The organism is Ruegeria sp. HKCCA0235A (assembly GCF_013033235.1).
GTDB lineage: Bacteria > Pseudomonadota > Alphaproteobacteria > Rhodobacterales > Rhodobacteraceae > Ruegeria.
The window spans coordinates 216,535-238,361 of the sequence record NZ_WQDQ01000005.1; the positions used below are offsets into that span (position 1 = coordinate 216,535).

Here is a 21,827-nt window from a genome sequence, read left to right on the forward strand (position 1 = left end):
GATCAGCCCGCCTGCTGTGCGATCAGCTTTGCAACCCGCGCGCGGAACCGCATCGCGCCCGCGTCCAGCCCGAGGTTGATATAGCCGGTCTTGCGCCGCGCCATGCCGGTTTGAACGTGTTCCAGAACCTCTTTGTCCTCGTTGAAGGCCATGACCGCGCCTTCGAACATACGCTGCGACATGGCTGTGTCATCCGCGTGCATGTTGCGGTGCTGGAACCAGAAATACCGCGATGTTTCCGCATCGACCGGTGTGATGAAGTTGTACGAAATATTGACAAAGGCATTGGACGACATCGGCCGATCTGCCCCGCCTTCTGCGGCCGGAGTGTAAATGGACATGTTGATCGCAGTGGACGGCAGACGGCATTCGTAATGCTGCTTGCGGTCGCAGCTTGGCCCGAACGGCAGTATCGGCGCATAGTAGGGCGGCGCGGGTTCATCCGCGATCCAGCGCGAAACTATGACGCCGGTTTCGGTTTCTTCAAGATCCAGCGGGCGGTTGTCGGTTCCCGCCCCGGCAAACGAGGTCAGATGCACCCAGGCCACATGGCTTGGATCCAGCAGGTTGTCGATAATGTAAAGGTAATGGCACGCCATCTCCATCGCACCGGTCCGGGTCTTGCCCCAGGACGGGTTGTCGAAATTGGGGATGTCGATGATGTCGTCTGTGCTGGCTTTGTCCGGGTCCCCCATCCACAGCCAAAGAAACCCCCAGCGGTCTTCGGCCGGGTATGCATGCACGGCGGCGCGGCGCGGAGGATTGTCCAGCTGTGTCGGGGCGCTGACACATTCACCGCCGCAGCCGAATGTCAGACCGTGATAGCCGCAAACCACATGATCCCCTTCGATGGTGCCCCGAGACAGCGGCAGCTTTCTATGCGGGCAAGCGTCCTCCAACGCGATTGCTTTGCCCGCTGTGTCACGATAGATTACGATATCATCGCCCAACATTCGCACGGCACTCAGGCTGCGGCCAAAATCCTCGGACCGTCCGGCGACGTACCAGCTGTTGCGAATAAACCCCTCTGCTCCGGCCAGATCAGGACGCATGTTTCTTACTCCGAAAACTCGTCAAAAGCCCTGAGCGCCTTGGCGCTATAGGCATAGGACGGCCCGCCGCCCATATAGGTGGCCATGGCCAACGCCTCGCACATCTGAGCGCGGGTGGCGCCCAGCCGAACCAGCGAACGCACGTGGAATCCGATGCAACTGTCGCAGCGGGTCGCGATCGCAATGCCGAGCGCCATGAACTCCTTGGTCTTCTCGCTCAGCGCCCCATCAGTCTTGGCCGCCTTGCCCATGATGCCAAAGCCGCGCACGGTTTCCGGCACCTCCTTTGAAAAGGCCCCGATATTGGCCTCGGTCTCGGCCATGAAATCTTTCCAGTTCATTTTTTCACTCCTTATCCGCGCTCGTCTGCGCCCATGCGACGCTCCAGCCAGCGCACCCCGGCTGAGATGATCAAAACCAGGATCAGGTATTCGAAAATCAGCAGGGTATAGATTTCCAGCGGGCGGTATTCCGTCACCACCAGTTCATTCGCGCGTCGGGTCAGTTCCTGCATTCCGATGACGCTGGCAAAGGCGCTCATCTTGACGATGTAGATGAACTGGTTCGCCAGCGGCGGCAGAATGCGCCGTATTGCCTGTGGCAGGATCACATAGCGCATGGTCTGCACATAGTTCAGCCCGATGGTCTGCGCCGCCTCGCGCTGGCCTCGGGCAATGGACTGAATCCCCGCGCGATAGATCTCGGCAGTAAAGGCACTGTCAGAAATCGCCAACGTAAGGATCGCACCCCAGAAGGGATCAATGGGGATGTTCATCCCCATGGACTGAAACACGATCGGCAAGCCGTAAAACACCCAAAACAACATCGGCAGCAGAGGGATGGCGCGGATGAACTCCACGTAAATCCGGTTAAGCATCCGCCAGCCGCGTTTCTCGGACAACCCCGGCAGGGCGACCAGCAATCCGATGACGATCGACAGGACAGCGGCGATCAGGGAAATCTGGATCGTCGCGCCCATCCCCGAGATCAGGAATTTCACATTGGTCCAACCCGTGGCCGTCGTCGGATCGATAACGTACCAGCCCCAGGTCTGCGACGACGAACAACCTGCCAGCAGAAGAAGAGGCAAAATGAGAAGAAGTTTTTTCATCGGCTCCGCTCAGTGCTGCAAAATCTGGCTGAGGAATTGGCGACACCGTTCGGATTGAGGTGCGGTGAAGAAATGCTCGGGGTTGCCTTCCTCGACAATTTCGCCTGCATCCATGAAGATCATCTTGTCCGCCACCTTGCGGGCAAATCCCATCTCGTGCGTGACGACCACCATGGTCATGCCCTCATTCGCCAGTTCGACCATCACGTCCAACACTTCCGAAATCATCTCGGGGTCCAGTGCCGAAGTGGGTTCGTCAAACAGCAGAACGCGCGGCTCCATGCACAGGGATCGCGCTATGGCGACGCGTTGCTGCTGACCGCCCGACAACTGAATGGGCTTTTTGTCGGCCTGATCGGGAATGTGCACCCGATCCAGATAGTGACGCGCTTTTTCCTCTGCCTCTTTGCGGCCGAGACCGCGGGCCTTGACCGGGCCCAAAGTCAGGTTCTCCAACACGGTCAGATGCGGGAACAGATTGAATTGCTGAAACACCATGCCGACCTCGGATCGGATCCTGGCCACGGATTTCTCGTCATCCTTCAACTCGATCCCATCTACGCGGATGGTGCCTTTCTGGTGCTTCTCCAACTGGTTGATACATCGCACAACAGTGGATTTTCCAGACCCGGAAGGCCCGCAAATCACCACCTTTTCGCCGCTGTTGACCGTCAGATTGATGTCCTTGAGAACGTGAAACGTGTCGAACCACTTGTTCACGCCCACAAGTTCGATTGCGGCGTCTGGCATAAGATGAACTGCCCCTGTTTTAGTCCCAGTATAATATTTTCTTGAGGTTATCTTTCCCTTTGGGCTTAAATCAATGAAGAATACGGCCACAAGGTCGAAACGCCACCAACGGGAGAAACCGATGAACACTTTTTGGAAAGCTGCGGCAGCCGCTGCGCTTGGGCTTGTATTGTCAGGCGCAGCGCAGGCGCAATCTGCACTGAACGAGGTGCTGGATTCCGGCGTGCTCAAGGTTGGCACCACGGGCGATTGGAACCCCATGTCCCTCCGCGACCCTGCAACCAACAGCTACAAGGGGTATGACATCGACATCATGAACGAGCTGGCCGCCGATCTGGGGGTTGAGGTGGAATATGTCCCTACCGACTGGAAAACACTGGTCAACGGTGTGGTGGCAGGCAAGTATCACCTGACCGGATCGGCATCGATTTCACCGCCGCGCATGAAGGTCGCGGGCTTTTCCGACAGCTATATTTCGGTGGAGCTCTTCCCCTATACCACCAAAGACAAGGCCGACAAATTCGACGGTTATGATTCGATCAACCAGCCCGGAGTAAAAGTCGCGACCACCCTGGGCACAACATTCGAAAAGCGTGTCCGCGAATGGTTCCCGAACGCAGAAATCAAGGTGGTCGAGGCCCCGGCCCGCGGTTTTCAGGAAGTAATCGCAGGACGCGCGGATGTCTTCATTACGTCGAACATCGAAGGTTCGACCCTCGAGGCGAAGTTTCCGGTGGTACGCGTGAAGAACGCTGGCCCGCGTTCGCCGTCACCCATAGCGATGATCCTGCCACAGGCCGATCAGGTGTGGATCAACTATGTAAACAACTGGATCGAAGTCAAAAAGGCGCAGGGGTTCTTCGAGGAAAATCGCAAGAAATGGGGTCTCTGACTCTTCTCGGATCACCTTGATTCCCAAACGCCCGGCCCGGTCGCCGGGCGTTTTTCAATTGTCGCCCGACACGGCCTTGGCAACCACGGTGACAAAGCTGACCGTGTCAGTTTTCAACTCCAACGGCCCATGAGTGGCGTTTGAATCAAAACTTAGACTGTCGCCCGGCCGCATGTGATAAGCGGCTTCACCGCAGCCATAGACCATTTCGCCGGCGGTGACGTGGATGAATTCGACACCCTGATGTTGGTAAAGCGGGCGTTCGTCCAACGGACCTTCCAATGTAACGCTGAAACTCTCGAAACTGACATGTTTCGCTTCCGCCCGACCGATCAGCTTGTAACTGTGCCCGAAACCGGTGCCCAACCGTTGCACGGTTACACCTTCGCCCGCAGCCACAAATGATACATCCGTGCGTTCGACCGTGCCGGCAAAGAAGTTGATCAACGGAACGCCGATTCCGCCGGCCAGGGCCTCAAGCGTCGCCAGTGAAGCAGACACCTGACCGCGCTCGATCTTGGAAATCATCGCCGTGGACACGCCGGACCGCTGAGACAATTCGGCCAGAGTCAACCCGGCCAGCGCGCGATGCGTTTTCACCGCGGACCCGACTAGGTGATCCAGCGGCGGTTTTTCGGCGGAAAGCACAGGTGAATCTTCCATTTGCGAAGCCTATCGACACGTATGAAAAAGGCAAAAGAAATGTCACCGAACCATTCGCACCAGTTCGGCGGCAAACTCTCAGCGTCCGTTCAGAATGTCTCCTGTAAGATCATTCAACTTGGCCAACCCGTTGCGCAGATGATCTTCGGGCAGGGCCGAACTGAACCGAAAATGGTTCTCGACCCCGAACCGCGACCCCGGAATGACCAGCACGTCTTTTTCGCGCAAAAGGCGCATGCTGAACGCCTCGGATGCGATCGGTAGATTGAACCGCACGAACGACATGGCCGACGCCTGAGGTGGTACAACTGAAAACACCCCCTGATGCCGCGCCAGTTCTTCCGTCAGAACGTCGAAACCCGTGCGGATCAGACGGCGCGCGCGGGCTTTCAACTTGGACCGTGCCGGTTCGGCAAGCGCCTTGTCCGCCAGTTCCATCGACAACATGGATGCCGCGATCGAGGCATATTCGTGCCGCCGCCAGCAGTGCTGAATGATGTCTTCGGGCCCAACCAGCCATCCCAGCCTCAGCCCCGGAAGCCCATAGGCCTTGGACATGGAGTTCACCACAAGAACCCTGTCCGTACTTCCCCAGAACGAAGGCGTTTCGGTATCACCTTCGCGCTCGGTTCCGGCATATACCTCGTCCGAAACGATCCAGGCACCAACGCGCTCGGCAGCCGACACGATGCGGGCGCGGTCCGCTTCGGTCAGAATACGGCCCGTTGGATTGTTCGGATTCACCACATGGATGATGCGGGTTCTGTCATCGACCGCCCTCTCCAGCGCCTCTGCGTCTATGCCCCACCCTGCGGATTCGATCAGATCGACCCAACGCACTTCGTTGCCCAGATTGGCGGCGTTTCCTGAAATCTGTTCATAGGTCGGTCGGAAACACACAACATTGTCGCCGGGCTCCAACAAGGTGTTGGCCACCAGCGTGTTCGCTTCGGTTGCCCCGACCGTGACCAATACCCCATCTGCCGAGGCCCCCGGATACAAGCCTGCGATGGTGTCGCGCAGGGATTGCTTTCCATTGACTTGCGGATAGTCGATCATCGTTGTCAGCAGAGCGTCGAGATCAATCCCGGCCAGCTCTACCAATCCCTGCAACGACATGGGATGAACGCCGCTTTCCGAGAAATTGAAGACCACCCCGTGTTCCGTTTCGGACAGAAACTGTTCGACCCGAAATGGTTGAAAATTTCGGTTGATCATGATGCATCCTTTGCTCGGCCGTGCTGCGCACCTGACAGCCTCAATCGGCTGCGTTTACATGAACCGTTCTGATACTGGGATCGACGCGGCTGTAGGCGGCCAGCAATCGTGCCGTCCATTTCTGTGCAATGTAATCCGCCATGAACCGCGAGGGTGCAACCAGAATGACGCGCCCCCCTGCCCTTTCCGACTCGGACAGATGCTGGAACCAACTCGCCCACAGCTCGGGATCGCGCCCGTGAAGGATTGACTGCACCTGCGACCAGACATCCTCGGGCTTGGCTTCGGGGGTGTTGATTTCAGGCCCCGAGGATTTTGCCGCGAAAGGCACGACATTTGTAACGGGCTCGGAATCCTCGCTCATCCGGGCCTGGAAATCGGAGCCTATGATCGGCCAGACCTCCTGCGTATCGATCATGATCTGTTTGAGGTCGATTTCATAGACCGCGACCCGGCCCCGTGCAGCAGGCCGTTTGACCGTTACCCAACCTAATGCGCGAAATCTGGCCATTTCGCGCTTTACAGTCCTTTCGTTCACTGACCAAAGGCGCGAAATTTCTTCGCGTCCAATCGATAATTCGTTGTTTCGCCAGTTATATCGTGTCGTAATCAATGAGATGACACGCAGTACGCTGCGTTGCCGATGCTTGTCGCCTGACAACGCATATATGGTGAGTGCAGAAAGTATATCATATTTCAAGGCCGCCGCATTTCGCCCGACCGGTTTAGCCAGCTGCATACCCGTTCTCACCGCTCTATCTGCCTCAGACGGGTGTGTCCCGCCGATCTCGCGCTGTTTGCCAACGCTTTTCGTCATCTTGGCCTAATTAGCGTCCAAAGCTTCGATTCTGTCAAGAAGAGTCTGAAACAGGTCAGAAAATTGCGCCAATCCAGATCAAAAAATAAAAGAAATCTGGTGAAGTATTGGTGAAGGGGGACGTTCTGGATGACCCCTTATTGGCTTGTTATGTCCCCCCATATATCGCCTGTGCAGTAAGAATGCCCCCCTAAATACGGTTGAGGGCGTGTTGCGAATCGTCACCCTTCAACTTCTGCGCTGCCGAATCGGCGATGGCCTTGCAGGGCCTTGTTTTCTTACCCGTGGGTAAGATTTGAGTTTCATCATATTTTCTTTTGCGTAAAGCGCAAATCGGGCGTAAAAAAGAAACGAACAGAAATTTACGTTCCAAACGAAGAGACATGAGGCATGTACACGCACGAAGACCTGAATGCATTGCGCAATCAATCTCTCAAACTCCAGGGGTGGATTCGTCAGCAGACCTTTAGCCCCGAGATGGAGAAGACACTCCGCCGGTTTTCGAGCTGGGAAGTGTCCGAGCTGATCTTCCGGGTCAACCAGTCAACCTTTCGCGGAAAGCTGGCCGCTGATCCGTCTCTGCCCGGAGGCGAGGTTGAGCCCGAGGGGCGGCAGCGCTGGTTCAGCTTGGAGGAGGTGAATGAGTTGCGGCGGCGGCTCAAGGTGAATCGTAAATCCCTCATGCCACCGCGTCCCGAGGGCAAGCGGGCCATTCGCGCGGCCGTAGCAAACTTCAAGGGCGGGGCGGGCAAGTCAACGGTGGCGTTGCATCTTGCGCATGCTGCCGCGCTTGATGGGTACCGTGTTCTTGTCGTTGACTTCGACCCGCAGGCCACGCTGAGCCATTCAATGGGCCTGACCGATGTCGCCGAGGATTACACTGTCTGGGGGATCATGGCGCGTGACCTAATCCGCGAGACCGAGCGCATGAACAACCGGCCCGCCGCGGCCGAGTCCGGCACCGCCCTGCCCCGCCGGGAACTGCCCCCGGCGATCACGGATATGGGGCTTGGAGATCTGCGGATCAGCGATTTCATCAGACGGACGTCATGGTCCACCATCGATGCGATCCCTTCCTGCGCGAACGCGGCATTCGTCGAATTTGCCTCGGCACAGTATCGCCACCTGAACCCTGAATGGTCTTTCTTTGCCGCAGTGTCCCGGTATCTGGATCAAATCCCTGACGACGCCTATGACCTGATCCTGTTCGATTGCCCGCCGGCCATTGGGTATCAGTCCATGAACGCGGTGTTCGCGGCGGACATGTTGTACATTCCGTCTGGCCCCGGGTACTGGGAGTATGACTCGACCACGTCTTTTATCGGTCAGTTGGCAGAAGCTTTGGAGGACCTGGCCTACGGGTTCGACAAAACCTTACCCACGGGTAAGATCGGTCTTCCCAAAACCTTCTGCGAACTGCGGTTCCTGCTTACAAGGTACGAGCCCGGAAACGCTTTGCATCTGGCGATGTTTGACGCGTTCCAGAAAGTCTTCGGAGACCACGTCGCCCAGCACCCTGTTGAAATGACCCGCGCGGTCGAGCAATCCGGCCGCTTTCTGAGCTCGGTGTACGAAATGGATTATCGCGAAATGACCCGCGAAACCTGGCGTCGGGCCCGTTCGACGTTCGACAATGTTTACGAGGAATTCCGAGGTGTGATGCTGTCTGCCTGGGACAAGCTGGAGGATGACGCATGAGCCGCAAGCGCAGAATGTTTGATATCGACCTGCCCGCAATGGATGACATTCCTGTCGGCAAGGTTCCGGACAAGGTTCTTGAAAAGCGGCGAGGCCCGATGGCTGCGGCCATTTCGGAAAATGCTGATGCGCTGCGCGACCAGCAATCGACGGAAGAAACCATTCGCGCAGAAAACGATCGTCTTGCGCATGAACTCGTGCGCCTGCGTTCCGAAGGTCTGGTGACCGAACGTGTAGCATTGGCTGACATTCTGTTTGAAAAGCTGACGCGGGATCGTAAACCCGGGCCGGATCCGGAACTGGACGAGCTAAAAGCGTCAATTCAGGAAATCGGATTGTCCAACCCCATCCGACTTGAGCGTCGCTCAGATGGACGATTTGAACTGATCCAGGGGATGCGGCGCCTGTCTGCCTATCGGGTCTTGTATGAGGAAACGGGCGATGAGTCTTATGCCAGAATTCCAGCGGGTATTTCAGAGGCGGGCGATCTCGACAGCAGCTACCGGCGCATGGTGGATGAGAACCTGATCCGCAAGGATATCTCGTTTGCGGAAATGGGCGCTCTGGCGCGCGCGTATGCCGAAGACCCGGCAAATGATTGCCCGGATGTAGACAAGGCGGTTTCCACTCTGTTCAAATCCGCCAGTTACACAAAGCGGAGTTACATTAGGTCATTTGCCAGTTTGCTGATGATGTTGGACAAGGTTCTGAAACATCCGAACGACATTCCGCGCAACGTAGGCGTAGAGCTGAAGCGCAAGCTGGATGCAACGCCCGGTCTGGTGCGCCAGGTGAGTGCCGCGGTCATGAGCGAGCCGGACCGTGACGGAGCGCGTGAGGTTGCTATCCTCAGGTCATTTCTGGGCGCGCCGGAAACAAGCGTGGCAAAGAAGGCTCCGGTTGAAAGCGCCGATAAACCACGACGTGCAAAGACCACGTTTCAGGTATCAGGGCGGGCAGGGATCGCCAAGTGCTCGGCATCCAGTGGTCGAATTGAGTTGAGATATGATTTGGACTTTACGCGTGTTGATCGCAGCAAACTTGAGGCGGCAATAGCTGCTTTCATCGATGCTCTTTCCGAGGAAGACGATCTTACCCACGGGTAAGGTTTGGTTTGAAGGTCCGAGAAAAGGCGCCGGTCGAATCCGGCGCCTTTGTCTTGTCGCTAATGCCTGGACGTTCTCAGCAAGGGATTACTGCCCATAAGTTGTTTTGCCTTGAATTCGTGTCCCGTGATAGATGCTGCCGCAGCTTGAGACGGGGCTTGTGGCTTCAGTCATCGACGTTGGTTCAGGAACGGTCATTTTCACGGAGTGTTGTCGGGGCCTAAAACCACGGCGTCTTGTTCGGGTTCGTACGTTCAGATCACGGAAGGGCGCCCGATACCTGCTCGAGATTTCGGCATGCAACATGTGACACGGGAATAAGGTGATATGACGGCTACTCAATGCACACAATCTCGGCTAGAGCAATTACATATGATAAGAAAAATTATCAAATGTTATAGTGAAATCGTGTTGTGGAAAAGTAAAGATCAAAAACCCAAAATTATGCACACAAGCGGAGAGGCGGCCCGAAAACACCTGCGGTTGGCAATGCTTTGCTGCTCTACAGTGTAATAAAGAAGTCCGACTTCATTTTTCCCTATGTTTGACATGCTTTCGACCCACCACCTGACCGCGATGATACGGTGGCGGTTTAACCGTGAGTGAGTGTTTTCAGTACGTTCTGCACTCGGGGGCTGGTTCCCCCGAGTGGCATTCAACCGACCGTGAGTGTGGTTTCATGGAATTCAATAGTTACTCTGGCCAGGCCAGTTGTGCGCCTCGTACACAGTTCGCAATTGGCCTGTGATCGATCTCAGACAACCGGACCCTCTCAAGTCGCGGCATGAACACGGATGTGACGACCGCGGGTCAATCTCGTGATGGTTGTAGAGATCACAAATGGTTCCCGTCTGGCCAAAACGCTCGACACCGAGCCAGATCGTATGGTCTCCAGCCACACCCCCAGCCATGCGAGGGAGGCCGGGTACCCATCAATGGCAGCGACGATCTTGCAGTGCGACGGTAATTCGCCCATCAGGGTTTCGATGTGTGACTGGGCAAGAGAATTTCCTAGCGAACGGGCCCGCCGTGCGGCAGTCCAATCAGCATTAAACCGTTCAGCTGACGCCGGTTTTATCGCAAACTCTGTCTCCACCTGTCAGCTTGAACGAAGTTCTGTTAACGCGGGCTAGAATATGACAGGAGCCAATCGCGACGATCTCTTTCAAGGGCGCATTTCCGAAAGACGTCATCTTGTACTCGGATTTCGTCTTCCTTCGATACAGTGTGTCGTGCCGTGACCTGGAAGAAATCATGGCGGAACTCGGCGTTAATCTGGATCATGCAACACTGAACCGTTGGGTCACAAAATACGCTAGTGCAATTGCCGATGTCGCGTGCAGGCGAAAGGGGCCGTGCGACTGTTCCATGAGAATGGAAGAGACTTGCATCAAGGTAAAAGGAGCGTAGGTCTGTCACTATCGCGCTGTCGACAGGAACGGAAAGACACTTGATTTCATGCTTTCGCAGCGTCGAAACAAACCCGCCGCCGCCACATTTTTCGCGTAGCTGCTGGAGGTCAACGGCCACCCGAGAAAGATTGTCATCGACAAAAACGGAGCTAACACGGCTGGCATCAGAGCGATAAACAAGATGCCGAAAGGCTTTCGCTGCCCGATCGCAGTCGAGATGGTCAGGCGGAAGTATCTAAATAACATCGTGGAACAGGACCATCGCTGCATCAAGAGACGAACACGGCCTATGTTGGGGTTCAAGGCCTTCGCTTCAGCGGCGGTTACATTGGACGGGATCGAAGTGGCGCATATGATCCGCAAAGGCCAACTCACGCCTGGGGATTGCCCGTTTCGCCAGTTGGCAGAACTGGCGGCATGCGCCGCGGGTTTGGTGTCAACTCTTCGGTCAATAAGAAACTTTGCAACAGATCCGTTTCGTACTGTTGCGGAGACGACGCTGAGGTGCTTCGGTACCCTCATATTATGCGTACGCCCGGTCGCAGCTTGGTATACCTGACATCCTTGAGCTGACACGGAAACTGCCCCCGTACGGCACATTTCAAGACTTTTTGCGCGATGGGTTCAAAGTCGGCGCGGAAGTGGGTTGTGCTTTTGACACATAGTATCCGAGCGTCTTCCGGCTCCAGATTGAACAAACGTATTTGCGCCAGATCCAGACATTGATTTCGAATGCTGGTGACCAGGACATGGATTTGCGTTCCAATCAGCTGTAAGGCGGCCGACGGACCCATCGTAGCAACGCCGCCGCCATACATTTCGCCCGAATAACGACATCGGCCATCGCTTAGGTGATGCACGCGCACCTTTGAAGCGAAAGGAACGTCGCCGGGACCTCGACCACCAATCTCGGCCTCGAGTTCCGCGCCTTCGCCCAATTCGTGGGCCTTGGCCGCCAGTTGCGGGTCGTTCAGCAACCCGAGAATGGCCGAGGGGGCGTTTTGTTGCATCAACTCACGTAGCAATCCTGTCGTGTCGGCCGACGCTCCAGCCCCCGGATTGTCCTGCACATCAGCGATTACTACAGGCTCTTTGCCATTTGCATGCCGTGCAGTTTCAACAGCATCTTTCGGACAAAGCAGAGACGTATCGAACTGCGTTTCCGCCGCTTGCAGCTTTGCGAATATCTGCGCGGCCATTGCATCGGCATCGGATTGTGACTCGCCGTAGGCCAAGACAGATGGTCCACAATCGGCCGTATCCGCTGCAGTAAACCCAGCGGCGAGTTCAACCAGACGCGCGTTTGGCCCGTCGAAGACATCCAACGCGGCGTACAGCGTTTTGGCGGGGGCGACTTCGGTATACTGGCTGTGCAGCGGGATCAGATACTCCCCTTGACGCCACGCTTTTGCGGGCGGGCCATTTGTGCAGATGTCGCGCATCATTCGAAAGGCCCGCGCGCCTGTTTCTGCCATGTCGAGGTGCGGATAGGTGCGGAAAATGGTCATCGCGTCCGACAGATCCACCATCTGCCTCGAGATATTGGCATGCATATCGAGGCTTGCAACAAGCGGCAGGTCCGGACCGACGACCTGTCTGATCCGCGACAACAGCTCTCCCTCCCCATCATCCAAAGACTCTGTGACCATGGCCCCATGCAGGTCCAGGTAGACCCCATCAAGCTGCGTCATGTTCGCAAGCGCATTGGTGATATGTCCGGCAATGGTATCAAAGGCGTGATCCGCAACCTTGCCACACGGTTCAGCAGCGCACCACAGGATAGGTTGTAATTCGACCCCATCCGCCAAGGCAGTTTTTGCGAAACCGGCTATGGGCAGGTTCATACCTTGGGTTATGTTCAGAACGTCTTGACCCCAAAGCAATTCCGGCCAGCTGTCTGCCTGCTCAAAATCGCTCAGTTGCGTTGGAGTGGCGACAAAGGTATTGGTTTCGTGTTGAAATCCTGCGATAGCGATTCTCATCTGACCCTTCAGCCGCTTATTGCTGCACCAATTCGGCGGTCAAAATCTCACGTAGTTTTGCCGCCACGACTTCCGGTTTGTGGCGGGTCATTGAAACATGACCCAGGCCAGGAATTTCATGGAACACGCCGTTCAGCGCAAGATCAGAAACCACCTTGCACATGACCGGAGCGGTTTGAACATCCTCGGAAAAGGCGATGACATGCATCGGGACCGGGCAGGTTTTCAACCCTTCACGACAGTCGAATTTCAGACAGGCTTCCCACTGATCAATTGTTGCCTGCGGGTCGCGATTCCGAAAACGCTCGGTGTAGGATGCTTTGAGCTGCTCCCAAAGCTCAGGCTCGTGCAGCGCTTTGGCCGGAAAGGCGTAAACGGCATAGTGCGGGGCAAGGAAATAATCAGGCAGAGTGATGCCGTCCTTGCGCAAGTCGATCTCGGCCTGCATCCAGTCGCGAGTGAACCCGTCGATATAGGCCGAGGTGCCCATCGGAATTGCCAGTCGCACCTTTTCCGGGAAGTCGATTGCGGTTTGCTGCGTGACCAGCCCGCCCAGTGACAACCCGCAGATAGCGGCCTGACCACCAGCGAATGCATCAATCACCGCAGCGCAATCGGCCGCGTAATCCTGCATCGACCAGGGCGGAGGGGGCGATTGCGTGTCACCCGCGCCGCGTGGATCATAAGTGATGCATTTAAAGTCGTCTGACAGGCACGAGAATTGTTCGGAATAAGCCTCAGCCGTCTGATCTCCGCCGGGGACGAACACGACCGGAGGCCCTTCGCCTTCAACGACGACTCGCATGGTGACGCCGCCCATGGTCAATTGATGTGTTTCTGATTTTGGACCAAATTCGGGGAAGACTGACATTGGAAGGCTCCTGTGGCCGCAAGGATGCGCTACATTCCGTTGCGGGGAATGATGTGCGTCTCTTCTTCTTCGAAAATGAGTTCACCACCTGACCAGGCTTTTAGGCGTGAGGTCAGGAGAAACTCGGTTGCCGTTGCCCGTTGCTCGGAATAGGTCCAGATTTTCGCGGACCAGCCGTCCCGATCGAAACCGGCTGTTTGCTCCATTGTGGCGACGGCAGACAAGGGATCGCCGGGGTGGATCGTGTAGCGCCGGTCGGACACATCGCTGAGCACCGTTCCGATGTCGTCAAGACGGAAATCGCCGACCGGACCAAACACACCGCCATCCAGAAAGAACCGGTGGGTCACTTCGCCATTCGTCAGATCAGTGTGGACCGAGCGTTCCATTGAGCCATTGCGAACATGGGTTTTTCGCGGGGCCGCGGTTGGGGGCTCCGGTTCCGGCAGCGGACGCGGCTCGGCGCTGCCGTCAGGCTGGACTCTGATCGGCAGGGTCAGCCGGGACATGCCGGACTTGATCATGAGTGTCACCGGCTGCGGCGCAGGCCACAGAACAGGCCAATAGGCTGAGGCGATTTGCAATGTGATGCGGTGGCCTTCGGGAACATGATAGCCGGTTCCGTACAAGGGAACCGTAACGGTCATGTCTTCGCCGGGCGTGATCGGCGTAGGTTGGGTGTCGCTGTCGCGGTGGTTGAGATTGCAAAATCCCCGCGCGATCAGCGTTTGCGCGCCGTCCGGGGCCTCATCCACCAGCAGCACGGCGACATAGGCTTGCGTCTGATCCGCCGACACCGTCAGGTCAACGCTGGGCTGACCCAATAAGTCCAGCGGTTCGGTCAGGGGTGACCCCTTGAACTGTAATGCCCCCCCAGCGTCGATCCGGCAATCCTCTGCCATATCGCCGGGAATGGCGAAAGAGCACATATCGCCCGCAGCGGCACCGAAGCTCTGTGGCGAGCAGATGGACATCGCAGTCCCTGACTGTGCCGTTTCGCCCAGAGTTTGGTCATTCAGCCAGAACGTTTGCTCGGCGATATTGGGCGACGGCCAAGACGGTTCTTCAACCCAGCGCCCCGTGCGTTGCAGATGGGTCCCCGAAGGCGCCGCGCTGTCCTGCAAGAAAAACCGCAATGGGGGTTCATCCATTAACCCCGTGTCGATCCCTTTCAGCCAATGATCCCAGAAACGGATTAACTCGCCGACAAAATCGGCCTTGGGGCCGGGCACCCCTTCATGTGGGTAAAGATGCGCCCAAGGTCCCATCAGGATTTTGACTGGTCCGCCGAGGTGTTCTGCAATGCGGAAGGGCGTGTCCCGATACAGATCCATCCAGCCGCCAAAGAAGTAGACCGGTACCTGTAGGTCCGAGTAATTCTCGCAGATCGAACCACGTCGCCACATTTCGTCGTGGGTTTGGTGTTCCAGCCACATGGCGGGCCAGAATTCAGCGCCTTCCAAACGTTCGCGCCACATGTCGAGCCAGCGATCAGCTCCGACAATTTCGGGGTCCGGCGGCATAGCGTTGTAGAGCTGCATGATTGAGCCCCACCAGAAATTGTCATTGGCCAAACAGCCGCCGTAGAAGTGAATATCCTCGCGCCATCGGTCATCCGTGCCCATCACCGGAGCGATTGCCTTAAGTGCCGGGGGCCGGGTCGCCGCAACTTGGAACGCGTTATACGCCCCCCAACTTTTGCCGAACATGCCGACATTTCCGTCGCACCAGTCCTGATCGGCTATCCATTGGACAATGTCATGGCCGTCCTGGATTTCCTGGTGGGAATACTCATCCTCGGACACGCCTTCACTGTCGCCATACCCTCTTATGTCGACGCGGATTGAGGCGTACCCGGCGGCTGCGAAATGCGGGTGCATGCTTTCATCGCGCATACGCGTGCGATCCCGACGCCGGTAGGGGATATATTCGAGGATACAGGGCATCGGTGAAGTTCTGGCTGTTTCGGGCAGCCAGAGCCGGGCAGCAAGCTTGGTTCCGTCAGGCATTGGAATCCAAACGGTTTCAATGACCTCTATATCGCTCATGACGCTGCCTTTTCTGCTAGTTCCGGCGGGCGGGCGCCGGGTTCCAAAGGGAAATGACAGGCGACAGCGCGCCCGTTTGCAACCTGCCGCTCCGGCGCATCCACACTGCATCGCGATTGCGCCCATGGGCAGCGGGTGTGGAACTCGCATCCCGATGGGCGGGCCAGCAACGAGGGGACTTCGGCCGGCAGCGTGATCCGGTCATGTGTCTTGTCCGGGTCGGGCTCGGGGTTGGCTGACAGAAGCGCCGCCGTATAGGGGTGTTGAGGCGCACTGAACACCTGTTCGGTGTCTCCGGCCTCGACAAAGCGGCCCAGATACATGACTGCGGTTCTGTCCGCCACATGATGTACCACATGCAGGTTATGGGTGATGATCACCATCGCCAGACCCAGCCGTTCGCGCAGATCATTCAGCAGGTTCAAAACTTCGCCCTGCACCGACACATCCAGGCCCGCAGTGGGTTCATCCGCGATGATCAGCGCCGGGTCCAGCGCAATGGCGCGCGCGACGCCGACACGTCGGGCCTGTCCACCCGACAGCTGATGCGGGAAACGCGACGCGAAGCTGGTCGGCAAACCCACTAGTGTCAGCAGGCGGTCAGCTTCTTCCCGCAGATTGCGCCCCTCTATACCGTGAATTCGGAAAGGTTCAGTCACCAGATCGCCGACGGTCATGCGGGGCGAGAGGGAGCCTACCGGGTCCTGAAACATCATCGACATGCGTTTGCGAACGGGCTTCATCGCCTTTCGGTCCAACTCGTCGATGCGCTGGTCCTCAAAAGTGATGGCGCCGGCGCTAATCTCCTGCAAACCGTTCACGGCCCGCGCAAGCGTTGTTTTGCCAGAACCGCTTTCGCCAACCAGGGCAAAGGTCTCGCCGCGGTTGACCTCAAAACTCACCCCAGCCACACCCAGGATCGCGCTGCGGCGTCCCAGTCCGCCGACCGGAAACGAGACCTGAACATCTTCGACCTTGAGAATCGGATCGCTGCTCATGCTGTCACTCCGGTTTCTGCTGGTGTGTCCGCGACAAAGCAGCGGGCGATATGGCCTTCCCCGATGTCCTTGTCAGGTGGCGGGGCGGAACACGCGTCGCTTACCCGGTCACAGCGGTTGGCAAAGATGCAGCCCGCGGGCCGTGCGCGCAGATCGGGGATTTCCCCGGGTATTGTCGGCAAGTGCCGGGTGCGTTCGCTTTGCCGCGCAGGGTCGCATTCCAGCAGCCGCGCTGTGTAGGGGTGGCGTGGATCCTGGAATATCTGCCGGACGGTACCGCGCTCGACCACTTCCCCGGCGTACATCACCACGACATCGTCACAGAGCTCGGCGATGACACCCAGATGGTGCGAGATGAACATGACTGAACAGCCGATCTTTTGCTGAAGGTCCTTGAGAAGTTCGATTGTCGTAACCTCAAGCGTCGCATCCAGCGCCGTTGTGGGTTCGTCCGCGATCAGCAGAGCGGGCTCCATCATCAAGGCCATGGCGATGGCGATGCGTTGCTTCATCCCTCCCGAGAACTGGTGCGGATACCGTGCCAGCGCCGCACGGGCATCGGGGATGCGCACCAATTCCAGCATCTCGACCGCGCGGCTTAGCTTTTCGTCCTTTGAAAGGGGAGAGCGATACTGAATGTTCAGCATCTGTTTGCCGACCGAGATCACAGGGTTCAGCGCGCCCATCGGGTCCTGAAACACGGTTGCGATGCGCGGGCCGCGCAGGTCCCGCATGCGCGACGGGGGCAGGGTGGTCAGCTCATCCTGCCCCTCAAACAGGATCGATCCGCTGTCGATGCTGCCATTGTCGGCCAGCAATCCAAGAATGGCGTTGATCAGGGTGGATTTCCCGCAGCCAGATTCGCCCACGATACCGACAATCCGGTTTTCGGGCACATCGAAGCTGACGTTTTTCAACGCGTGCAGCGGCCCGGCCTCGGTCGAGAAGCTGACGTTCAGATTTTCTATGCGCAGCGTGGTCATCAGCGTCCTTTCAGCCGGGGATCGAATACGTCCCGCAGCGTCTCGCCCAAAAAGGTAAAGCCCAGCGTTGTGATGATGATCGGCACGCCGCCAGCAATCGCGATCCAGGCAGTATCGCGGATATTGGTGAAACCGTCATTCAGGATCGAGCCCCAGCTTGGGGTCGGGGGGCGCACACCGAGGCCCAGAAAACTCATCCCTGCTTCGATGCCGATGACGACTGGGATGTCCATCGATGCGAGGATAACCAGCGGACCGATGACGTTCGGCAGAATGTGCACCCGCAGGATACGCGCCGAAGAAGCGCCCATGCTTTGCGCCGCCGTGACATATTCTGACGTCTTCAACGCGATAGTCTGAGTGCGAATGATCCGCGCGTAACCGGGCACGGTGACCAGAACAACGACGACCATAACGGCGGTCAGCGACGGCCCCATAAGCGTGACCAGCGCAAGGGCCAGCATGACGGTCGGAAAGCTTTTCATTGCGTCGAACAAAAGGATCATCAGATTGTCCAGCCAACGCGGCCCATAGCCCGCGATCAAGCCCAGAACGATGCCTATCACCAGCGACACAGCAGTCGAGACCAAAGCCACAAAAAGCGCAATCCGTCCGCCATGCAGCACCCGGGCAAACAGATCCCGGCCCAGTTGATCTGTGCCCATCAGATGCTGCGCGCTCGGACCTTGGAACCGGTCACGCGGGTTGATTTTCGTCGGGTCCCAGCTGGTGAGAAAATCGGCAAACACGGCGCCAAAGATGACAAACAGCACAAGGAATAGTCCCAGCGCGCCCAGCGGTTCACGCAGGATTTTGCGGATCGGGCGCCACAGCTCGGCCATGCGCCCGGGGGCGGGGTTAGAAACTGCTTCTGACACGGGGATCCAAAGCTCCGATGATGAGGTCTGCCAACAGATTGAGCAGAACGAACAGGACAGTCGTGATCAAAACGGTTCCTGTCACGATGGGGAAGTTGCGGGTCAGGATGGCGTCATAGACCAGCTTGCCGACGCCGGGGCGGGCAAAGACGATCTCGGCAAAGACTGCCGACGAGAGCATCTGACCGATGCCCACGCCCAGCAACGTGACCGTGGGCAGGATCGCAATCGACAGGGCATAGCGGTAGGTGATCGTTCGATCCGGCAGGCCAAAGGCGCGGGCGGTGCGGATATGGCTGGCCTCAAGCACTTCGAGCATAGAGGCGCGCACCATGCGGGCAATATAGCCGACCCAGCCCAGACCAACCGCCAGCGAAGGCAGGACCAGGTGCGTGAGTTGATCGCCGAGATTGCCGGGTTCGCCTGCGCCAATGGCAGGTAGCCAACGCAATTCAACGGCAAAGATCAGCAGCGCATAAATCGCGATCACGAACGAGGGCACGGCAATCACTGCAACGGACAGGATGCCAACGATCCGGTCGGCCCAGCTGCCGCGGCTGACCGCCGCCCAGCAACCCAGCGGAATACCAAGCGCAACCGACCACGTGATGCCGCCGACGATCAAGGCCAGCGTATAGGGCAGTTGTTCGAACACGACCGTAGTGACGGGACGACCCGATAGAACCTCATCCCCTAAATCACCTGTCCAGGCCCCGATGTAAAAATTCCAGAACTGAACCAGAACCGGCTGGTTCAGCCCCATTTTTTCGCGCAAGGCGGCGCGCATTTCCTCGGTTGCCCTGGGCCCCAGCGCAACCGAGGCCGGGTCGCCGGGGATCAGGTAGATCATACAAAACAGCAGGAACATGGCGACCGAAACGATCGCGGCAGCCAGCCCAAGCCGTTTGAAAAAATAGCTCAGCATACGCGCCCCCCAAAAGGCCGTGCGGGCGGCGGCCATACGCCGCCCGTTTGCGTGGATCAGGCGCGTTTGAACAGCGGCAGCAGCGGCTCGCCATTCGGCTTCAGGCCCGGATTTACCGTATCCTTGTGGATCAGGCCGACCACTTCGTGCGTCAGGAAGACATAGCAGCCACTTTCATCCATAAGACCTTGCATCTTCTTGTAGATCTCATCGCGCTTGGCCGGATCGCTTTCGACCAGACCTTCTTCGTGCAGCGCCTTGTATTCCGCGTTGTTGAACCGTTCCCAGTTCCAAACGCCAACCTGTTCCGGCGTGAACCAGACCGTCGCCCAGCTTGGGTCAGGGTTCATCGAAAACCGGCTGAGTACCAACTGAAGATCCATGAAATAGTCGCCGTCCTTGGAACCAAGCGTCCAGAACGTCCCACTGTCATTTTGCTTGATCTCGCAGGTGATCCCCACATCGGCCAGATTGGCCTGTATGACCTGAGCCGCCGTCAGGCGTTCGGACTGGTTCAGGATGTCGAGCGTAACGGTCATGCCTTCCGCACCCGCTTCGGCCAGCAGTTCGCGCGCTTTATCGGGGTCGTAGTCGTATGTCACGCTATCCCGGCTGCCCGGCAGGCCAGGGGCGATGATACCGTTGCCCACGGCCGCTGCGCCGAAATAGGCCGCGTCAACCACAGTCTGCCGGTCAATCGCGTGTTGAATGGCACGGCGGATGCGAACGTCTTTCAGTGCTTCGTTGTCCTGATTCATGCCCAGCCAGACATAGGCCAGCGAGGGTTTTTCCTCGACAACCGATCCCGCCGGCGGGTTTTCCTTAAGCCGCGGCAGAGAGGATACCGAAGTCCAGGTGTAGTCCAGATCACCAGCTTCAAAACCCAGCTCGGCGGTCGAGGGGTCCTCAATGGGCAGGATGTGGATTTCCTCATACCCGCCAGGTTCATAAGCCCAATCCGGGTTGCGCTTTAGAACGGTTTTCTGCTTGGGAACCCATTCAGTCAGAATGTACTGGCCAGATTGCGCGACCGGATCGGACCCGATCTTTCCGCCGATTTCCTCGACCGCTTTGCGCGAAACGATACACGAGGCGGGGGTCGGCAGCGTGGTTGTCCACAGCGGCACGAATTTGTTTTTCAGATGAATCAGGCCCGAAAGGGAGTCTTTTACTTCGACCTCTTTCAGCGCGCTCCAGTCACCCGCATAGGGGCTTTCATTCGCTGGGTCAGCGATACGCTCGATCGAGAACTTCACGTCATCGGCGGTCATCTGACCAAAACCATCCGTGAACCCGATCTTGTCACGCAGTTTGAAGGCGATGGTCAGATCGTCCAGCTGTTCGATGCTTTCAACAGCAACGGGCCGCCAGTTCCACTCATCGCCCTGTTGGTTTGAGACCAGCGGGGCATAGATCGACCGCATGATGTCGGCCTCGGGCAGAGCCAGCCAGAAGGCCGGGTCCAGCACTTGCAAATCGCTATAGGACCGGATGGTCAGAACTGAGCCATCTGCACTAACTGCCATATGGGGAAATGCGAGGCTGGCCGCGCCCAATGCACCGGCACCGGCCAGAACGGAGCGTCGGGAAACGTCCCCCTTGAAAATCGAACTCATTTGCTTACTCCCTGTTTGTCTTCGTCTCCGGGCATCTGTCCGGTTTGGTTGCTTGCGGGCAGGCGTGCCCGCGACTTCAGGTGCCAGCAGGCGTTATCCGTTCTTTTTCTTGTTTGACTGTGGCAGTTGCTCATCAGCGCCGAGCGCTGAGAATCTTGGAATGATCACGGGTGAGTTCACCCAGATCATGCGCGCGGGTTGATTGGATACGTTGCGCAGGACGTGAAGAATGTCTCCGGGAAAGCTGAAACTGTCACCGGTGCGCAAGGTTACGGTTTCGTCCTCAAGCACCAGTTCCAGCTCACCGTCCAGAATGACCCCGTGCATCTCGCCATCGCGCGAGAAATATTGGTCTACGACCTGTTCGGAATAAGGGCGGTAGTCCGAGACGCCCATACAAAACCCACCGCCGATGGAGCTGGACAGTAACTGATCGGCATAACCCGATTGCTCGGCCGGTTCGTCATACAGCATGTTCAGGTTTCGTCGGTTGGACTGGCGCACGACATAGGCGCGCTCCAACGGGCCAGAGCCGGGGCGGTGGTTGAAAAACCATTCCTCAGGAACGCCAAGAGCATCGGCAATGCGCGAGATCTTGTTGAGAGACGCGCTGACGGTTCCGCGCTCGATCGCGCTGAGATGGCTGATCGAAACACCGCTGCTGGTCGCAAGCTCGGCCAGGGTCATCTGGCGCGCCTTGCGCAGCTGGCGCACCTCGGCACCGAAGGCTGCAAGGCCCTCTTCGCTGGCGGTGCGGGTTTGTTTTTTCGATTTGCCCTGGCTCACGAATCCTCCCTACGCTCGCTG

At 57.6% G+C, this 21,827-nt stretch carries 19 protein-coding genes and 1 pseudogene; 4 read left to right on the forward strand and 16 right to left on the reverse strand.

All coding sequences use genetic code 11. The features are described from left to right. Positions 1-2: 2 nt before the first annotated feature. Genes GOW56_RS10915 through GOW56_RS10930 form a run of 4 tightly spaced genes read right to left on the reverse strand, consistent with a single transcriptional unit; the run spans position 3 to position 2,913 of the window. Complete coding sequence (locus GOW56_RS10915; protein ID WP_171205883.1) at positions 3-1,052, reverse strand: aromatic ring-hydroxylating dioxygenase subunit alpha; 1,050 nt, start codon at positions 1,050-1,052, stop codon at positions 3-5. 5 nt (positions 1,053-1,057) lie between these two features. Then, positions 1,058-1,393, reverse strand: coding sequence for a carboxymuconolactone decarboxylase family protein (locus GOW56_RS10920; protein WP_170345140.1), 336 nt, complete (start codon positions 1,391-1,393; stop codon positions 1,058-1,060). Positions 1,394-1,404: 11 nt separating this feature from the next. Continuing rightward, on the reverse strand, positions 1,405-2,163 hold the full coding sequence (locus GOW56_RS10925; RefSeq protein ID WP_171205884.1) for an amino acid ABC transporter permease: 759 nt from the start codon (positions 2,161-2,163) through the stop codon (positions 1,405-1,407). 9 nt (positions 2,164-2,172) lie between these two features. Further along, positions 2,173-2,913, reverse strand: a complete 741-nt coding sequence (locus tag GOW56_RS10930; protein ID WP_171205885.1) for an amino acid ABC transporter ATP-binding protein — start codon at positions 2,911-2,913, stop codon at positions 2,173-2,175. A 121-nt stretch (positions 2,914-3,034) separates the two neighbouring features. Between GOW56_RS10930 and GOW56_RS10935 the strand changes: the two genes are divergently transcribed. Next, a complete protein-coding gene (locus GOW56_RS10935; protein ID WP_152460614.1) occupies positions 3,035-3,805 on the forward strand; it encodes a transporter substrate-binding domain-containing protein in 771 nt (256 codons plus the stop codon). A 54-nt stretch (positions 3,806-3,859) separates the two neighbouring features. Here the strand turns inward: GOW56_RS10935 and GOW56_RS10940 are convergent, their stop codons facing one another. The 3 genes from GOW56_RS10940 to GOW56_RS10950 form a co-directional block, all read right to left on the reverse strand. Further along, complete coding sequence (locus tag GOW56_RS10940; RefSeq protein WP_171118228.1) at positions 3,860-4,468, reverse strand: helix-turn-helix domain-containing protein; 609 nt, start codon at positions 4,466-4,468, stop codon at positions 3,860-3,862. A gap of 78 nt (positions 4,469-4,546) precedes the next feature. After that, positions 4,547-5,686: an aminotransferase class I/II-fold pyridoxal phosphate-dependent enzyme gene (locus GOW56_RS10945; protein ID WP_171205886.1), complete on the reverse strand. Its 1,140-nt coding sequence runs from the start codon at positions 5,684-5,686 to the stop codon at positions 4,547-4,549. A gap of 40 nt (positions 5,687-5,726) precedes the next feature. Further along, entirely contained in the window at positions 5,727-6,197 is a 471-nt protein-coding gene (locus tag GOW56_RS10950; protein ID WP_254447203.1) for a DnaA N-terminal domain-containing protein, read from the reverse strand. A gap of 696 nt (positions 6,198-6,893) precedes the next feature. Here GOW56_RS10950 and GOW56_RS10955 point away from each other — a divergent pair. From GOW56_RS10955 to GOW56_RS10965, 3 genes and pseudogenes are all read left to right on the forward strand, one after another. Further along, the gene (locus GOW56_RS10955) at positions 6,894-8,201 is read left to right on the forward strand and encodes an AAA family ATPase (protein WP_171118234.1); all 1,308 of its coding nucleotides are present in this window, start codon (positions 6,894-6,896) and stop codon (positions 8,199-8,201) included. Then, a complete protein-coding gene (locus GOW56_RS10960) occupies positions 8,198-9,307 on the forward strand; it encodes a ParB N-terminal domain-containing protein (RefSeq protein WP_171205887.1) in 1,110 nt (369 codons plus the stop codon). Before GOW56_RS10955 ends, GOW56_RS10960 begins: the two co-directional genes overlap by 4 nt. A 1,149-nt stretch (positions 9,308-10,456) precedes the next feature. Beyond that, a pseudogene (locus tag GOW56_RS10965) lies at positions 10,457-11,134 on the forward strand (IS6 family transposase); the annotation flags it as partial. A gap of 103 nt (positions 11,135-11,237) precedes the next feature. Here GOW56_RS10965 and GOW56_RS10970 read toward each other — a convergent pair. The 9 genes from GOW56_RS10970 to GOW56_RS22090 form a co-directional block, all read right to left on the reverse strand. Continuing rightward, the gene (locus GOW56_RS10970; protein ID WP_254447204.1) at positions 11,238-12,701 is read right to left on the reverse strand and encodes a M81 family metallopeptidase; all 1,464 of its coding nucleotides are present in this window, start codon (positions 12,699-12,701) and stop codon (positions 11,238-11,240) included. 16 nt (positions 12,702-12,717) lie between these two features. Next, on the reverse strand, positions 12,718-13,572 hold the full coding sequence (locus GOW56_RS10975; RefSeq protein ID WP_171205888.1) for an alpha/beta fold hydrolase: 855 nt from the start codon (positions 13,570-13,572) through the stop codon (positions 12,718-12,720). A 29-nt stretch (positions 13,573-13,601) separates the two neighbouring features. Then, entirely contained in the window at positions 13,602-15,620 is a 2,019-nt protein-coding gene (locus tag GOW56_RS10980) for a CocE/NonD family hydrolase (RefSeq protein ID WP_171205889.1), read from the reverse strand. After that, positions 15,617-16,618 (reverse strand): ABC transporter ATP-binding protein, encoded by a 1,002-nt coding sequence (locus GOW56_RS10985; RefSeq protein WP_171205890.1) that lies wholly within the window; start codon positions 16,616-16,618, stop codon positions 15,617-15,619. Before GOW56_RS10985 ends, GOW56_RS10980 begins: the two co-directional genes overlap by 4 nt. Beyond that, positions 16,615-17,601: an ABC transporter ATP-binding protein gene (locus GOW56_RS10990; protein ID WP_171118245.1), complete on the reverse strand. Its 987-nt coding sequence runs from the start codon at positions 17,599-17,601 to the stop codon at positions 16,615-16,617. Before GOW56_RS10990 ends, GOW56_RS10985 begins: the two co-directional genes overlap by 4 nt. After that, positions 17,601-18,479, reverse strand: a complete 879-nt coding sequence (locus tag GOW56_RS10995) for an ABC transporter permease (RefSeq protein ID WP_367396971.1) — start codon at positions 18,477-18,479, stop codon at positions 17,601-17,603. Before GOW56_RS10995 ends, GOW56_RS10990 begins: the two co-directional genes overlap by 1 nt. After that, the gene (locus tag GOW56_RS11000) at positions 18,460-19,404 is read right to left on the reverse strand and encodes an ABC transporter permease (protein ID WP_171118247.1); all 945 of its coding nucleotides are present in this window, start codon (positions 19,402-19,404) and stop codon (positions 18,460-18,462) included. Before GOW56_RS11000 ends, GOW56_RS10995 begins: the two co-directional genes overlap by 20 nt. A gap of 56 nt (positions 19,405-19,460) precedes the next feature. Continuing rightward, the gene (locus GOW56_RS11005) at positions 19,461-21,020 is read right to left on the reverse strand and encodes an ABC transporter substrate-binding protein (RefSeq protein WP_171205891.1); all 1,560 of its coding nucleotides are present in this window, start codon (positions 21,018-21,020) and stop codon (positions 19,461-19,463) included. A 93-nt stretch (positions 21,021-21,113) separates the two neighbouring features. Further along, positions 21,114-21,806, reverse strand: coding sequence for an XRE family transcriptional regulator (locus GOW56_RS22090; RefSeq protein ID WP_171205892.1), 693 nt, complete (start codon positions 21,804-21,806; stop codon positions 21,114-21,116). Positions 21,807-21,827: the final 21 nt, after the last annotated feature.

Excerpts from the sequence above, each read along its gene's own strand:
- GOW56_RS10930 (WP_171205885.1), bottom strand. The coding sequence starts at position 2,913 with ATGCCAGACGCCGCAATCGAACTTGTGGGCGTGAACAAGTGGTTCGAC.
- GOW56_RS10915 (WP_171205883.1), bottom strand. The coding sequence starts at position 1,052 with ATGCGTCCTGATCTGGCCGGAGCAGAGGGGTTTATTCGCAACAGCTGG.
- GOW56_RS10980 (WP_171205889.1), bottom strand. The coding sequence starts at position 15,620 with ATGAGCGATATAGAGGTCATTGAAACCGTTTGGATTCCAATGCCTGAC.
- GOW56_RS10970 (WP_254447204.1), bottom strand. The coding sequence starts at position 12,701 with ATGAGAATCGCTATCGCAGGATTTCAACACGAAACCAATACCTTTGTC.
- GOW56_RS10950 (WP_254447203.1), bottom strand. The coding sequence starts at position 6,197 with ATGGCCAGATTTCGCGCATTAGGTTGGGTAACGGTCAAACGGCCTGCT.
- GOW56_RS10940 (WP_171118228.1), bottom strand. The coding sequence starts at position 4,468 with ATGGAAGATTCACCTGTGCTTTCCGCCGAAAAACCGCCGCTGGATCAC.
- GOW56_RS10925 (WP_171205884.1), bottom strand. The coding sequence starts at position 2,163 with ATGAAAAAACTTCTTCTCATTTTGCCTCTTCTTCTGCTGGCAGGTTGT.
- GOW56_RS10945 (WP_171205886.1), bottom strand. The coding sequence starts at position 5,686 with ATGATCAACCGAAATTTTCAACCATTTCGGGTCGAACAGTTTCTGTCC.
- GOW56_RS10920 (WP_170345140.1), bottom strand. The coding sequence starts at position 1,393 with ATGAACTGGAAAGATTTCATGGCCGAGACCGAGGCCAATATCGGGGCC.
- GOW56_RS11000 (WP_171118247.1), bottom strand. The coding sequence starts at position 19,404 with ATGCTGAGCTATTTTTTCAAACGGCTTGGGCTGGCTGCCGCGATCGTT.
- GOW56_RS10955 (WP_171118234.1), top strand. The coding sequence starts at position 6,894 with ATGTACACGCACGAAGACCTGAATGCATTGCGCAATCAATCTCTCAAA.
- GOW56_RS10975 (WP_171205888.1), bottom strand. The coding sequence starts at position 13,572 with ATGTCAGTCTTCCCCGAATTTGGTCCAAAATCAGAAACACATCAATTG.
- GOW56_RS11005 (WP_171205891.1), bottom strand. The coding sequence starts at position 21,020 with ATGAGTTCGATTTTCAAGGGGGACGTTTCCCGACGCTCCGTTCTGGCC.
- GOW56_RS10935 (WP_152460614.1), top strand. The coding sequence starts at position 3,035 with ATGAACACTTTTTGGAAAGCTGCGGCAGCCGCTGCGCTTGGGCTTGTA.
- GOW56_RS10990 (WP_171118245.1), bottom strand. The coding sequence starts at position 17,601 with ATGACCACGCTGCGCATAGAAAATCTGAACGTCAGCTTCTCGACCGAG.
- GOW56_RS10960 (WP_171205887.1), top strand. The coding sequence starts at position 8,198 with ATGAGCCGCAAGCGCAGAATGTTTGATATCGACCTGCCCGCAATGGAT.
- GOW56_RS10985 (WP_171205890.1), bottom strand. The coding sequence starts at position 16,618 with ATGAGCAGCGATCCGATTCTCAAGGTCGAAGATGTTCAGGTCTCGTTT.